A 13,592-nucleotide genomic window follows, 5' to 3' on the forward strand; every position below is an offset into this window, starting at 1 on the left:
TCCTAGCCCGCCCGAAAAGTTTAATCTAAATACACAACAGCTTATTATCGTCTGGCAATTCTAACACCTTCCCTAAAATGGGCGATCGTCGCAATTACCGCTATAGAAAAGTAAAATATTCTAATCAGCCAAAAACACACCCGCATTGACCAAGAAACAATAGTCGGAGCAATTCCTGTGAACTGTACAAATCTGGAATTAACTTTTTTTTCAAAGCTGTCAAGGTCTTTCATCTCCGATTGTTTCGTCGGAATAACCGGAAACTGACCAGTATATACGTAATAACCGATAAAACCAGGCAATCCTACTTTTCTATTCAAAAATGAGTTAGTTAATGTTGCAGTTTGCGGAGGCGATAATTTATCGGATTCTCCTACTTTTTCCAGCCAAGAATTATATCTGATGGCTGGCGTAATCATGAAAACTAAGGGAACTATAACTATCAACAAAGCTGCACTAATTTTGCGACCGTATTTAGGGTGTAGAAGATTTGTCGCCACACCCACTCCCATACCGATAAATGCAAATATCAATATATTTAACAGTTCAATAATTTCGATGCCCCTCAACAAATCGCCGATAATCAGAATTGTATATAATAATTTGTCTGCCAGTAGCAAAGCTGCCCACTTGATGAGCATTGAAACGCCTACAATAGTAGCTACAATTGCCACATACCCGATGCCACCTAGAACGTAAAGTAAAATTGAACCGGCTTGTTTTAATGATTGCATGGAATTATTCACTAAGTGAAAGTTTAGGAGTCTGATTGAAAAAAAATTTTGAAATTTTTGAGCAATCTGGAGTTCCAAATTTGATTTTGAAAAGAGATTAGTTTGACATCTTGAAATCAATCTAAAATCTACAATCTACAATCGATCGACAAGTTCCCGCGCCGCCGCTTTGGTGACTTGTGCGATCCGTTCTTTCACAACATCCTCTTCGATCGCCCTTTGGTCTGTTTCTTGTTCGCGATCGATCCCCAACCATAAAAGATACTCGATATTACCGGCCGGGCCAAGTAAAGGCGACCACGTTAAGCCTTTTTCCTGCCATCCTAAAGCTGTGGCTGCCTTCCACACTTGAAAAATCGCATCAGCTTGAGTTGCTGAGTCTCGCACTACGCCTTTTTTCCCGACTCTCTCGCGCCCTACCTCAAACTGCGGCTTTACCAGCAACACCGCTTCTCGCGGTGATACCAACAATTCCCACAGCGCCGGTAAAATCTTATCCAGGGAAATAAACGACACATCTACTACCGCCAAATCTGCATAAACCCCTATGGGCAACGAATCTTGTTCCCCCCCTTGAGAAGGGGGGGCTGGGGGGGGTGAATTCCCGTAAAGCTCAGCAGCAGTCATGTACCGCAAATTGGTGCGTTCTTTCAAAATTACCCTCGGATCATTCCTCAAGCCCCAATCTGCTTGACCGTAGCCAACATCTATGCCGTAGACTAGGGCCGCGCCGGCTTGCAGCAGACAGTCGGTAAAACCGCCTGTGGAGATGCCGCCGTCGAGACAAATTCTGCCTGCAACGGGAATTGCAAAAACTTCTAAAGCTTTGGCTAGTTTGTCGCCGCCTCTAGAAACGTAGCGCGATCGCTCTTTAATCTTAATTTTTGCTGCAATGTCAACCTCAGTGCCCGGTTTGTCAACTACCTGCTGGTTGATAGAGACTTTCCCAGTCCGAATCAAGGCCTGAGCTTGCTGTCTGGAACTGCACAAATCTAGGCTGACCAATAATGTGTCTAGTCGCTGTTTAGCCAAGGTTTTTAATCTGTACGGATAGGGTTAAGAACAGTACCAGATTAGCACTTACGCACAAGCCCCACTGCTAATTTTTGGCGATTATTTTGGTTTTGCGATTGTCGCGGGGCGATCGCCCCACCTGACATGATGTGACTGAGATCGCTCTGATTGTGTATTTTTATCACAGATAAACATTCATAGAATCACACAATAATTTTTGTGACTAGCGGATGATTTATATGCAGCTAAAAGCACTACAACTATCACCAGGGCGATCGACAATGAAAACAATTAACTTTCCTATCAGAAATCCTGGCACTTGTCAAGAAAATCCCCTCGCCTTCGTCAGCGGTGACATCATCCATATTCTTTACCCCAACGGCGAAGTAGAAGCAACAACCGTCGCACAAATCGAGCTGCGCCAAACCAAAAATCCCCTGGACAAATGCCTCGTCTGGGGATGTGTTGACGATTTTTAACATTAGTTTCAAACAAGAATGCAATTATAGGGAAGCTCCAAACCCTTAATTCATCAGTCATTCCCAATTATTCAAATTTTTAATCTATAATTTTTAATCTGAAATCTTTAATCTAAAATTGTATAACCCATAAAAAAAGATCGCTTGGAGGCTGTGAGGCCAAAAAAAGCGATCGATCCAACTGCTGCTAACTGCCAGCCACAAATGCAATTTGCGGCTAAAAGAACTAGCAAATTGACTTAAATATCTTGTTCGCTCAATTCGCGAATCAAGTAATCAAAAGGCTGCTCCAAAAAAGGCCCCACAGACAAGCCAGCAGCTTCCACCTGAGCCTTAACCATCTCCTTCATAATGCCAATCCCCATCACCGTCGGGCCAATGGGAACGCTTAGAGAATTGTAAGTTTCGCGCAAACCTTGCAGCACGCGCTCGTCTAGCACGTCGGTACTTCCAGCCACCAAGGCGTAAGTAGCATAGCGCAAGTAGTAGTCCATATCCCGCAGACAAGCCGCGTAACGGCGAGTCGTGTAGGCATTTCCGCCCGGACGGATCAATTCCGGCTGTTCGGCAAATAGCTGAATACCAGCTTGCTTGACAATTGTCGCAGCATTGCTGTTAATCGCCGCCGCAGCCTGTACCCGTGCCGTGCCTGTTGCAAAATAAGATTTCAACCGATCGATACCATCTCGGTCTAAATACCTACCAGCAACATCATAATTTTCAATCAGGCTCGTCACTGCATCGCGCATAAGTTTCTCTCCCAAAAATCTTTATCAATACTTTGCTATCTGAGACAGACCGCCTATTGTAGACTACTACAAATCGGCGTTTGATTAAGATTTGAGATAGGATTTTCACGAAGGGTAGTCTATCCGCGGCAAACTGTCGTAAAATTCAGCCGTTTGCCTTGTATCTTCAGCCGAAAAATCGACAGGGCAAGAATCACGAACTGCCCGGCCGCACTCGGCCCCTATTTCAAAATTTTGTAGCCCTAGATACAAAATAGTGGATACTGAAGGCCTACGATCGCCCAAACAGTCTGAAATCTGCCGTTAGCGAAGCCCTCGAAGAGGATCGCCAAGACCAAACCAATATCAGGAGTAAGTCATGTTCCAGACACCCCAAGAAGCCTTAAACTACATAAAAGAAAATAAAATCCAGATCGTTGACCTGAAATTCATCGATATGCCGGGGATCTGGCAACACCTTTCGCTGTACCACGACCAAATCGACGAAACCGCCTTCACAGAGGGCGTACCCTTCGACGGTTCCAGCATTCGGGGCTGGAAAGCCATCAACGAATCAGACATGACAATGGTCATCGATCCTACCACCGCGTGGATCGACCCGTTCATGGCAGAACCCACCATCAGCTTCATTTGCAGCATCAAAGAGCCCCGCACCGGCGAACCGTACAGCCGCTGTCCCCGCACCATTGCCCAAAAAGCCATAGACTACCTGCTTACGACCGGTCTCGGCGATACAGCATTCTTCGGCCCGGAAGCAGAATTCTTCATTTTTGACGACGTTCGCTTCGACCAAACCCAAAATTCCGGCTACTATTACGTAGATTCGATCGAAGGTCGCTGGAATTCCGGCAAAGAAGAAGCAGGCGGCAACCTCGGCTACAAACCGCGTTACAAAGAAGGTTATTTCCCAGTAGCACCAACCGATACCTCTCAAGACATGAGAACGGAAATGCTGCTGACAATGGCAAAATGCGGCGTACCCATCGAAAAGCACCACCACGAAGTCGCCACCGGCGGTCAATGCGAACTCGGTTTCCGCTTTGCCACATTAGTACAAGCCGCCGACTACTTGATGACATACAAATACGTCATCAAAAACGTCGGCAAAAAATACGGCAAAACCATCACCTTCATGCCCAAACCGCTGTTTAACGACAACGGTTCCGGGATGCACGTTCACCAGTCGATTTGGCAAGACGGCAAACCGTTATTTGCAGGCGATCAATATGCAGGTTTCAGTCAAATGGGACTGCATTACATCGGCGGCATTCTCAAGCACGCACCGGCACTTTTGGCACTCACCAACCCGACGACTAATTCCTACAAGCGTTTAGTTCCGGGCTTTGAAGCACCTGTAAACTTAGCTTACTCTCAAGGTAATCGATCGGCATCAGTGCGGATTCCGTTGTCGGGAACCAACCCCAAAGCCAAGCGGTTAGAATTCCGCTGTCCCGATGCCACATCCAACCCCTATTTAGCATTTGCAGCCATGCTGTGCGCCGGCCTAGATGGCATCAAGAATCAAATCGATCCGGGCGAACCTTTGGACGTGGATATCTACGACCTTTCCCCTGAAGAATTGAGCAAAATTCCTTCGACTCCCGGTTCCTTGGAAGGCGCTTTAGAAGCTTTAGAAAAAGACCACAGTTTCTTAACAGAAACCGGCGTATTTACCGAAGACTTCATCCAAACCTGGATTTCCTACAAACTAGATAATGAAGTCAACCCGATGCGGCTGCGTCCTCACCCCTACGAGTTTGCTCTCTATTACGACTGTTAGAAAATTAAGAATACAAAATTGAAAATGGGAATTATACCATTTTTAATCTTTGATTTTTAATTGAGAAGAACGCCGCCCTTAAAAGTGGCGTTTTTTTGCGGTTTAAAACTTCAGGATTGGGGCCCAGATTCTCCCGTTACCAGACACTATCTGGGCGACACTGTGAGTAGTAGCGCCCATTATAGCCTCCGAGACATTCTCTACAGCTCATTTGTTTGCTTTCTCATCCACAATAGACCTTTTGCCTAAATATTTGATTAATGGGTTAACCGCAGATTTTAAGCGGATAAACACAGATGCAACGCAGATAATTCAATATAGTCTGCGAATGAATGCAAGAGGTCTAATAAACAAATCGTCAGCGGTAGTGCCTTCCTGAACCCGATATATCTTATTCAGAATGAAACGTGTCCGCGCCTCAGCTTTTGGTATGCCCGTAACTTCATCAGGATCGATAGAGAGGGCACTGCCTTCTTTTAATGTACCTTTCGAGTTACTTAAATTGCGATGCTCTTTTCTGCTATTTGCGCGCTGCGAAACTGTAAAGAATGCTCGGTCTCAGAAATATTCGAGGCAGCAGCTAGCGCCCACTTTTGCCCAAACCTAGAACCGCTGCAAAAGCCGTCAAAATTAGCAAAGGCTTGAAATAATGCACAGTTTTCATGCTTATTTGTTTGTCAGGTGCTGCTCTCAGTATAAAGTAGCAATTAGCAATTACCAATGACCAAACGATGTCCGATATTTTTGTGATGATCCGCAATCAGAGTAATAATGCTATGACTTCCGTTGAAGGCATTGCCTTTATTACTTTACTCACTCGGGACGGACGGGTATTGGCCGAAGAGACGGTTGCCTTGATTGAGGCAGATGCGGGGTTTGATGACTTGCCAACAGGACACTATACTGTAGTTGTCAGGCATGAACTGGTTGAACCGCGATCTGCCACCTGGGATGTAACTATCAGCAGTGAAGATCGAGTGATCATGCTGACATTTGTTTACTTAGAGCCCGAACGGGTTCTGCTTCGCATTCTAGCTTCAGTGGAAGAGAGGTTATGAGCATGACAGCTAAAGTTATTCCATCACAATCAATTAAAATGTTTCGCTATCGAGTGCATTTCTTGGCAAAAGACCTTTGGAATGAGAAAAACCCGGTTTGTCGGATGAATCTGGCTTTGCAGTTAGCGGATGCCGCGACAACGCTGGCTAGGTTGGAAGTAGAAGAGGCGCGAAAATTTCAACAAGAGCCTGCTAGTGTTGAGGCTTCAGAGTTTATGGAACCTGAAAAGTTTTGATGGCGCTACCATTGCTTGGGAAAGCACAGCACTTGCGGGGCTAGCAACTCAAAACTATTAGACATCATGCATTCAGTCGAAAAGCACCTGAAAATTATCTGCGTTGATCTGCGTTGCATCTGCCATTATCTGCGGTTTCTGTATCGATCGAAGATTTATGCAATTGCTCGTCTGTAGAAATGCCAGCAAACAAAATTTCTCTGTATAAAATTTCCTCTGCTTGCTACACAAAAACTTCCGTCTTGCGAGGTAATTGGTTGTCGAAAAAACTGCGTTACACTTATACAAGTATCTTTACAAAACAACATAAAAGCATGACTGTTGCCTATCCCCACAAGCTTCGCAACGCTATGGGAGCGCGCGAAATTTTAGCTCAAGTAGTGCGCGATCGCGAAATCCACCTGATCACCCTCAACCGCTACCGCTTCAGCGAACAGCGCAGTTGCAAAGACCTCACCGACTTGATCGAACAGCTAGACGGCGAACCGGCAGAACTCGTGCGCGACCTTTCCCGGCACATCTCCGACGAAGCGCGGCACGCCATGTGGCTGACAGATTTGCTGGTAGACATCGGCCAAAATGTGGGAAAGCCGCCGGGAGTTTCCTACATAGACGAATTTGAAAGGTTGTATGACAGCGAACAACAAGACCCCACCAAAGACCGCGAAGATTTTGTAATTTCTTCCCTCGCCGCGATTAACGTCACCGAGAAGCGGGGATGCGAATACTTCTCAGCGCACATCCACGCCCTCAAAAAGGCTCCCCAAACCGACGAAAACGTCAAAATCCGCGAAACCATCGAAAAGATTTTTCCCGAAGAAGCTGGTCACGTCCGCTGGGGGAATCGCTGGCTGGGCGCAATTGCTGCTAAAAGCCCGGAACACCGCCAGAAGGTGGAACAGGCAAAACGCAAGTATGTGGCGATCGAACAAGCAGCATTTGAATCGGGAATGGATATCATGCTGGGGGCAGAACTCCGCCGCGTCACCCGCTTGGTAGACATTGCCAACACGATGCCGATGTGGGAACGCCCGCAATATTTGATGGAGCGCTTGCCAGCAACCCTGCTCGCCCCCGACTTGCAAATGACCAGGGTCGATGTAGCTCAGCGCGCCTGGAACCGCGACCCGCAGGCATTTGTGGAGAAATTTGTGCCGATGTTCCTCAACGGCTTGAATACCATTGAGAAGAAGCCGGCGACTAAGCCCAAGGCTTAAAAACTCGCGCACCTGGTTGAAACCGCTTTGCCAGTCAAACTTGCGTCTGCCTCCGCAAACAAGCGAGATTAACTGGTTCCGAGGCTATGCCTCGGAACCAGTTATTTAAAGTCATCATTTTAAGCTTGAGCAATTGACATACTCACCGACTATCAGGTGCGGTGATTCTTGACACTTCATCGAAACTTGCTAGCGGACTAGACTTACTGTCTCTGGGCGCCCGTTTAAAGTCTCCCAATGCCCTATGGCGACTATCAAAATCTTTCAATTGTTGAAATTGAAAATGTATCAGTGCATTCAAGGTTGGATTCCACCATTGCCCTACATCTGCTTCCCCGGATCTACTTCAGGCTCGGTTTCTTGCCTACTAATTTTCAGCAATATCGACTGCAAAGTTGGGTGGGTTGTTTAGACCACTTCTATTACAGCACAAGTTTTAGGAAAGCCGTCCTAAAAGGACGGGGCTTTTACCCAAGTTTTCGGTAAACTGATTATTGGAATAGTTTTCCGTCTAAATATAATCATGACTACCAGCGAGCCGAACATACAAACAGCTTCCGCAGAAAGCCTATCGAGGGAAAGCGCGATCGCCTCTGAGCAGGTCGAAAAAGCCACAGCCGTCACCTATGCAGAAGAAATTGAAACTGTCATCGCCAGCATGGCTGTAGACCAAAAAGTGATGGTCGGTCAAAATGAAGCTGGCGGACATCTTTGGAAGTTTAAGTACGGCAGTGTTGAAGTGTTCGTGCAACTCACGGGCGAAACCGAAGATGATACTTTGACTGTTTGGGCTTTTGTACTGCAGTTGCCGGCGAAGAATGAAGCTCAATTAATGCGGAAACTTCTAGAAATGAATTGGCTGTCTACTTTGGAATCTCATTTTGCCATTGTTGACAATCAAGTTGCGGTAATATCGACTCGGACGATCGCCGAAATCTCGACCGGAGAAATTTCTCGGGTGATTACTATTGTCGCCACGATCGCCGATGACAACGACGATATTCTGCAAGCAGAATTCGGTCATTAGTCATTAGTCATTAGTCATTAGTCATTAGTCATTAGTCATTAGTCATTAGTCAGCAGTCAGCAGTCAGCAGTCAACAGTCAACAGTCATTAGTCAACAGTCATTAGTCAGCAGTCATTAGTCAGCAGTCAACAGTCAACAGTTAACAGTTAACTAATATGCAGGCCCTGCGATCCAAGCAATAGTGATTCCCAGCCCCAAACCGACAAGCACTTGAAAAGGAGTGTGTCCCAGCAACTCCTTCAGGCGAGCCTCATTCAGGTTGTGATCTTCCTCAAAAAACTCGTCAATAATTTGGTTGAGGATGCGAGCTTGCTTGCCTGCTGCTTGGCGGACGCCTGCTGCGTCGTACATCACAATAATTGCAAAGATCGCAGCGATCGCAAAATCTGGACTTTCCCATCCCATAGTTTGTCCCACTCCCGCAGCCAAAGCGCCCACAAAAGACGAGTGAGCGCTGGGCATTCCCCCCGTTGTTACCAAATACCGAAGATTAAACTTGCGATTTTTGACCAACTCGATCGGCAGCTTCATGATCTGAGCCGCCAGACAAGCGAGCAAAGCAACCACGAGTACATGATTGTTTAATATGCCGCTGCAAATTTCCTGCATAGTGTTTGGTATTTCTAGTTACTGCGGCTGGTAATAAAATCGGCGATCGCCAGCAGCGGTAGAGCTTTGCTCCCAAACACTGCCAATTGAGCCTTAGCATCAGCAACAAGCTGCGAAGCTTGGCGCCGAGACTCCTCAATTCCCCACAAACTCGGATAAGTGACTTTTCCTGCTTGAACATCTTTGCCAGCAGTTTTGCCCAGTTCTTCTTGGGTAGCAGTAATATCCAGAATGTCGTCAATGATCTGGAAAGCCAGCCCAATATTTTGAGCGAAACGAGACAGCCGCTGCAAATCCGCAGCAGACGCCCCAGCCAGAATTGCCCCACAAACTACGCAGGCTTCTAACAGCGCGCCAGTTTTGTGAGCGTGAATGTAATTCAAAGTTTCCAGAGAAACATCTGTCTTTCCTTCCGATTCCAAATCAACCACCTGGCCGCCTACGAGTCCTGCAGCGCCGGATGCCCGCGCCAAATGGGCGATCGTCTGCAACACCTGCTGGGGGGGTACGTTCTGAGTTTTAGTGGCGATAAATTCAAAAGCATAGGTCAACAAACCATCGCCAGCCAAAATGGCAATATCCTCGCCGTAGACTTTGTGGTTCGTCAGTTTGCCACGCCGGTAGTCGTCATTGTCCATTGCCGGCAAATCGTCGTGAATCAGCGACATCGTGTGGATCATTTCCAAAGCGCAAGCTGTCGGAATTGCCATAGATGTAGTGCCGCCGGCCAGTTCGCAGCTAGCCAGACACAGGATCGGACGCAGGCGCTTGCCCCCCGCTAGCAGCGAGTAGCGCATTGCTTCGTAAATTTTTTCTGGGTAGATGACCGGGAGTGCACTGTCGAGAGCTACCTCGATCGCCTCTTTTCGCTTTACTAGATAAGTAGATAAATCGAAAGAGGATTCCGGTTGGGACGAACCCATTTCTGTTGCCAATACCATCCCTTGCTCTCTTGTACTGAATAGTTATATGGGATATTCTGAGCCGTTCAGGTCGCATCGTGCCGACTTTTACGGCAGTAGTTGCTCGAACTCCGAGCATCAATTAATCATTCTACGGGTGTTGTTGCACAGAAAATCTTTGAGTTTTGATAACTTTGTCAAATTACCAGTCAATCTAAAATTTACAATCTCAAATATGAAATCCGCTGATTTGTCGGGCGACTTCCAAGAACCGCTGCACCGCCGCCGTTGGATCGCTGCGCCAAATTAGGGCGATCGCCACAATGCAGGTTGATTCTGGCAAAGATTTGTAAACAACCCCGCTGCGCTGGAAATTTTGCATCGATGCGGGGACGATCGCCACCCCCATCTCGGCAGCTACCAGACTCACAATGGTTTGCATTTGAATGGCTTCTTGAGCTGCGATCGGGCTAAAACCGGCTTGCTGACAAAGACTGACGATCGCATCGTACAATCCCGGAGCCTGGGATCGCGGAAATAAAATGAACGGTTCGGTAGAGAGTTCGCGTAATTCTACCTGCGCGCGATCGGCCGCCGGATGCGTTTCTGGCAGTGCCACGATCAGCGGTTCTCGAAAAACGATTTCAGAATTTATCCCGTCTTCCTCAACGGGAGGGCGCACGAAGCCGATATCAATGCGCCCTTCTCGCAGCCGCTGCAACTGTTCGTTTGTCGTCAATTCGTGCAGTTCCAGCTTGACGGCGGGACACCGAGTGCGAAACGCCTGCAAAATCGCTGGAACCACGTTGTGTGCTGCAGAACTCACAAAGCCGATCGTCAGTTGGCCGAGTTCGCCCCGACTTGTCTGTCGGCCGAGTTGAATTGCTCGATCGACTTGCTGCAGAATTTTCTGTGATTCCTCAAAAAAAAGCTGTCCCGCTTCCGTGAGCACAACCGTCCGCTTCGTGCGTCGAAACAATTGAAATCCCAACTCTGCCTCCAAATGCTGGATTTGTTGGCTCAGCGGAGGTTGGGCAATATGCAGTTTTTCCGCTGCGCGAGTGAAATTCAATTCCTCTGCAACGGCAATGAAATAACGCAAATGCCGAAGTTCCATAGCTCCCCAATCATTAATACTTTAAAAGTATAAGTGGTTAGTTAAACATATATTGGACATTTATGAAGACATTTCATACAGTGATTAATAGGCGAAGTTGAGAATTAAACAATGGCTAATTTGGATATCAAAATTAGAGAAGCAGAACTTGCTGACTTGGAAACTATTCTGACTTTTATCGCGCAAAAAAGCGAGTTCGATGGAGCGAAAACTTTGTTAGCAGCAACCGCAGAGCAATTGCAGCAAGCTTTATTTAGTCAACCTCCGCTAGTGCGGGTATTGTTGGCAGAAATTGAAGGAACTGCGGTAGGATTTGCTATGTTTTATGCTACCTATTCAAGTTTGTTGACGCAGCCTTGTCTGTGGCTTGATGATTTATTTGTGCAAGCTCCCGTGCGCGGTATGGGAGTCGGTACAGCGCTGTTAAAGTATTTGGCAAAAATTGCTAAGTCAACAAATTGCGGGCGGATTGAATGGACTGTTAATGCTAATAATGCGCCGGGAATTGCTTTTTATGAAAAGCAGGGAGCGCGGATTTTGAAAAATATTAGAGTTTGCCGTATTGATGGGGATGGAATTGGTCTGCTTGCTGGCAAATAATTTAATAACGAACCGCGTGTTCGTCTCAGAAACACGGTTGATCGCTACACTCTTCAACCCGCGCACCATCAGGGTTTTGCTTGTATATAAGCGGTTTCAACCGCCCTGTGTAATTTACAATTTGAGGAATTTCAAATGTCACAATATTCTTGGAATACATCTCTTTACGAGAAAAATCATGCTTTTATTTGGCAGTACGGTGAATCGCTTTTGGAGTTACTCGCTCCGAAGGCGGGAGAACGAATTCTGGATTTGGGCTGCGGTACGGGACAGTTAACTGCAAAGATTGCTGAAAATGGTACTTTAGTGCAAGGTATTGATTCATCTTTGTCGATGATTTCCACGGCAAAATTTAACTATCCTCACATTAACTTTGTGGCTGCGGATGCTAGGGATTTTCAAGTAGAAGAGCCGTTAGATGCTGTGTTTTCTAATGCTGTTTTGCACTGGATAAAACAACCGGATGCTGCGATTAATTGCGTGGAAAAAGCGCTGAAGCCTGGAGGGCGTTTTGTGGCTGAGTTTGGCGGTAAGGGGAATGTGGGGGCGATCGTCCGGGCGCTTTTGAGTGTTTTGTCGGAAATTGGCTGCCAGGAGCCTGAAGCGCTTAATCCTTGGTATTTTCCGAGTATTGGCGAGTATGCTGGGCTTTTGGAAAAGCAGGGATTTGATGTGGGTTATGCGGTTTTGTTCGATCGACCGACTCCCCTAGAAGGTGGCAGCGCGGGTATGGTAAATTGGATTGAGATGTTTGCTGGCGGGTTTTTGTCGGGGTTGTCTGATGATGTGCGTGAAGCGAAGCTATCCCGTAGGGAATCGCAGGTAATTAACTCCGTTGAAGAGCGTTTGCGATCGGCGCTGTACCGCGATGGTAATTGGATTGCAGATTATCGCCGAATTCGCGTTGTTGCTGTCAAAAATTCCTATTGACTCAATAAACATCGCAACAACCCGGTTTCTTTGATAAACCGGGTTGCTAAACACAGAGCTTAGTTTAAATCTGTTCTTCCCCTTGATTAAAACGCTGAATTCCTTCATTTTCCTCTACGCGTACAATAGCATCTTTGGGAATATTGAGGATGCCTGTAAATGAATTTTGGCTTACTTTCAAAGCTTGTTCCTTATTTTTGTGTTCGGCAAGTTCGCGCTGTAAATTGTCAATAGTCTGTTGAAAGCGAGTGGCTTGTCTGAGCATTTCTTGTTCTGAAAAATCCAGCAATTGAATCAAATTGGCAACTTGATGTTCCAGTAACTGGGTTTCGGCAAAATTGTTATTATTAACAAAACTTTTAGAATTTTCTGAATATTCAAAAACACTTTGTTCGTCGGGGATGGACAATGCTGTTTTGACACTAAGTGCCAAATATTTAAACATTTCAGCCGTGCTTGGGGGAATTTTAACTTTCAGGAACATCACTACCGCAAACAAACTTCCTGACGGCAGAAGTCCCCCAAATCCCAAGACAGACTTGACTTGGTAGGGGATAATTAAGGAATTTTGCTCAGGAATAAAGCGGCTGCCTTTTGCTTCTGATACGTGAAAAATATTTAATACTGCGGGCTCTAATTGCAGGAACCTTTCTGGCTCAATTCCGAGGAATGTAGGAATGTCTAAACCGAACTGCCTGATTATTTCCGAAATCGCCGGCATTTGAGCCACTAATTTTGTGCTAACTAATGGAATAGCTGTATTTTCTACTGCTGTGTGCCGAGAATTCCACTGCGGTTGTGTGCCTGCGGCTGCTAGCAGAGTCCAACATTTCATGTCGGCGGCGGGAGAATTGCCCTTCATCAAGCGGCGGGCGGATTGTTGCAATGAGTCTTCTAATTCCCCGTAGGGATGAGTTTTGAACAAACGCACTAAGGCACAGGTATTTTCTCCTGTTTGCGAGTCGCAAAAATGTTGGTAAATATAGTTAACAATTTTCTGGCTGCTGGCTTCCATACTAGCAGTATTTCTGCCTAAGTGGCGCAGGACTAAGCTGCATTTAGCCATGTCTTGCGGGGTAAATAAGGTAATATCGTACATTCAAAAACGCTCTCCCAGAACTCAAACACTCTTTTCCATT

Annotated in this window: 15 protein-coding genes; 8 read left to right on the forward strand and 7 right to left on the reverse strand. The window is 46.4% G+C overall.

Annotation, left to right across the window (positions count from 1 at the left end; translation table 11 throughout):
* Positions 1-44 precede the first annotated feature (44 nt).
* On the reverse strand, positions 45-734 hold the full coding sequence (locus QUA44_RS22355; RefSeq protein WP_333254473.1) for a hypothetical protein: 690 nt from the start codon (positions 732-734) through the stop codon (positions 45-47).
* A 135-nt stretch (positions 735-869) separates the two neighbouring features.
* Positions 870-1,766 (reverse strand): TlyA family RNA methyltransferase, encoded by an 897-nt coding sequence (locus QUA44_RS22360; protein WP_333254476.1) that lies wholly within the window; start codon positions 1,764-1,766, stop codon positions 870-872.
* A gap of 221 nt (positions 1,767-1,987) precedes the next feature.
* Between QUA44_RS22360 and QUA44_RS22365 the strand changes: the two genes are divergently transcribed.
* A complete protein-coding gene (locus QUA44_RS22365) occupies positions 1,988-2,227 on the forward strand; it encodes a hypothetical protein (RefSeq protein ID WP_333254477.1) in 240 nt (79 codons plus the stop codon).
* Positions 2,228-2,466: 239 nt separating this feature from the next.
* Here QUA44_RS22365 and apcB read toward each other — a convergent pair whose 3' ends face one another.
* Entirely contained in the window at positions 2,467-2,976 is a 510-nt protein-coding gene (apcB, locus tag QUA44_RS22370) for an allophycocyanin subunit beta (RefSeq protein ID WP_333242076.1), read from the reverse strand.
* 358 nt (positions 2,977-3,334) lie between these two features.
* On the opposite strand from apcB, the gene glnA reads away from it, so the two are divergent.
* From glnA to QUA44_RS22395, 5 genes are all read left to right on the forward strand, one after another.
* Positions 3,335-4,756, forward strand: a complete 1,422-nt coding sequence (gene glnA / locus QUA44_RS22375; RefSeq protein WP_333254479.1) for a type I glutamate--ammonia ligase — start codon at positions 3,335-3,337, stop codon at positions 4,754-4,756.
* A 776-nt stretch (positions 4,757-5,532) separates the two neighbouring features.
* Positions 5,533-5,814 carry a hypothetical protein gene (locus QUA44_RS22380; protein ID WP_333254481.1) on the forward strand — a complete coding sequence of 94 codons (282 nt, stop codon included), beginning with the start codon at positions 5,533-5,535 and terminating at the stop codon, positions 5,812-5,814.
* A 2-nt stretch (positions 5,815-5,816) separates the two neighbouring features.
* Entirely contained in the window at positions 5,817-6,050 is a 234-nt protein-coding gene (locus QUA44_RS22385; RefSeq protein ID WP_333254483.1) for a hypothetical protein, read from the forward strand.
* 314 nt (positions 6,051-6,364) lie between these two features.
* Entirely contained in the window at positions 6,365-7,267 is a 903-nt protein-coding gene (locus QUA44_RS22390; protein ID WP_333254485.1) for a ferritin-like domain-containing protein, read from the forward strand.
* A gap of 523 nt (positions 7,268-7,790) precedes the next feature.
* Positions 7,791-8,294, forward strand: a complete 504-nt coding sequence (locus QUA44_RS22395) for a YbjN domain-containing protein (protein WP_333254487.1) — start codon at positions 7,791-7,793, stop codon at positions 8,292-8,294.
* A gap of 151 nt (positions 8,295-8,445) precedes the next feature.
* On the opposite strand, the gene QUA44_RS22400 is transcribed toward QUA44_RS22395, so the two are convergent.
* From QUA44_RS22400 to QUA44_RS22410, 3 genes are all read right to left on the reverse strand, one after another.
* Positions 8,446-8,904: a divergent PAP2 family protein gene (locus QUA44_RS22400; RefSeq protein WP_242722198.1), complete on the reverse strand. Its 459-nt coding sequence runs from the start codon at positions 8,902-8,904 to the stop codon at positions 8,446-8,448.
* A gap of 14 nt (positions 8,905-8,918) precedes the next feature.
* Positions 8,919-9,845, reverse strand: a complete 927-nt coding sequence (crtE, locus tag QUA44_RS22405) for a geranylgeranyl diphosphate synthase CrtE (RefSeq protein WP_333036045.1) — start codon at positions 9,843-9,845, stop codon at positions 8,919-8,921.
* Between the two features lie 190 nt (positions 9,846-10,035).
* Positions 10,036-10,923, reverse strand: a complete 888-nt coding sequence (locus QUA44_RS22410) for a LysR family transcriptional regulator (protein WP_333254489.1) — start codon at positions 10,921-10,923, stop codon at positions 10,036-10,038.
* 111 nt (positions 10,924-11,034) lie between these two features.
* On the opposite strand from QUA44_RS22410, the gene QUA44_RS22415 reads away from it, so the two are divergent.
* Complete coding sequence (locus QUA44_RS22415) at positions 11,035-11,523, forward strand: GNAT family N-acetyltransferase (protein WP_333254491.1); 489 nt, start codon at positions 11,035-11,037, stop codon at positions 11,521-11,523.
* 135 nt (positions 11,524-11,658) lie between these two features.
* On the forward strand, positions 11,659-12,453 hold the full coding sequence (locus tag QUA44_RS22420; protein WP_333254492.1) for a methyltransferase domain-containing protein: 795 nt from the start codon (positions 11,659-11,661) through the stop codon (positions 12,451-12,453).
* A gap of 64 nt (positions 12,454-12,517) precedes the next feature.
* On the opposite strand, the gene QUA44_RS22425 is transcribed toward QUA44_RS22420, so the two are convergent.
* On the reverse strand, positions 12,518-13,552 hold the full coding sequence (locus tag QUA44_RS22425; protein ID WP_333254494.1) for a histidine kinase: 1,035 nt from the start codon (positions 13,550-13,552) through the stop codon (positions 12,518-12,520).
* Between the last annotated feature and the right edge of the window lie 40 nt (positions 13,553-13,592).

The sequence above is a fragment of the Microcoleus sp. N9_A2 genome (genome assembly GCF_036701775.1).
Classification (GTDB): domain Bacteria; phylum Cyanobacteriota; class Cyanobacteriia; order Cyanobacteriales; family Microcoleaceae; genus Microcoleus.

Coding starts and splice junctions, on each gene's coding strand:
- QUA44_RS22385 (WP_333254483.1), top strand. CDS start 5,817: ATGACAGCTAAAGTTATTCCATCACAATCAATTAAAATGTTTCGCTAT.
- crtE (WP_333036045.1), bottom strand. CDS start 9,845: ATGGTATTGGCAACAGAAATGGGTTCGTCCCAACCGGAATCCTCTTTC.
- QUA44_RS22380 (WP_333254481.1), top strand. CDS start 5,533: ATGACTTCCGTTGAAGGCATTGCCTTTATTACTTTACTCACTCGGGAC.
- QUA44_RS22415 (WP_333254491.1), top strand. CDS start 11,035: ATGGCTAATTTGGATATCAAAATTAGAGAAGCAGAACTTGCTGACTTG.
- QUA44_RS22410 (WP_333254489.1), bottom strand. CDS start 10,923: ATGGAACTTCGGCATTTGCGTTATTTCATTGCCGTTGCAGAGGAATTG.
- apcB (WP_333242076.1), bottom strand. CDS start 2,976: ATGCGCGATGCAGTGACGAGCCTGATTGAAAATTATGATGTTGCTGGT.
- glnA (WP_333254479.1), top strand. CDS start 3,335: ATGTTCCAGACACCCCAAGAAGCCTTAAACTACATAAAAGAAAATAAA.
- QUA44_RS22420 (WP_333254492.1), top strand. CDS start 11,659: ATGTCACAATATTCTTGGAATACATCTCTTTACGAGAAAAATCATGCT.
- QUA44_RS22355 (WP_333254473.1), bottom strand. CDS start 734: ATGCAATCATTAAAACAAGCCGGTTCAATTTTACTTTACGTTCTAGGT.
- QUA44_RS22390 (WP_333254485.1), top strand. CDS start 6,365: ATGACTGTTGCCTATCCCCACAAGCTTCGCAACGCTATGGGAGCGCGC.
- QUA44_RS22395 (WP_333254487.1), top strand. CDS start 7,791: ATGACTACCAGCGAGCCGAACATACAAACAGCTTCCGCAGAAAGCCTA.
- QUA44_RS22365 (WP_333254477.1), top strand. CDS start 1,988: ATGCAGCTAAAAGCACTACAACTATCACCAGGGCGATCGACAATGAAA.
- QUA44_RS22425 (WP_333254494.1), bottom strand. CDS start 13,552: ATGTACGATATTACCTTATTTACCCCGCAAGACATGGCTAAATGCAGC.
- QUA44_RS22400 (WP_242722198.1), bottom strand. CDS start 8,904: ATGCAGGAAATTTGCAGCGGCATATTAAACAATCATGTACTCGTGGTT.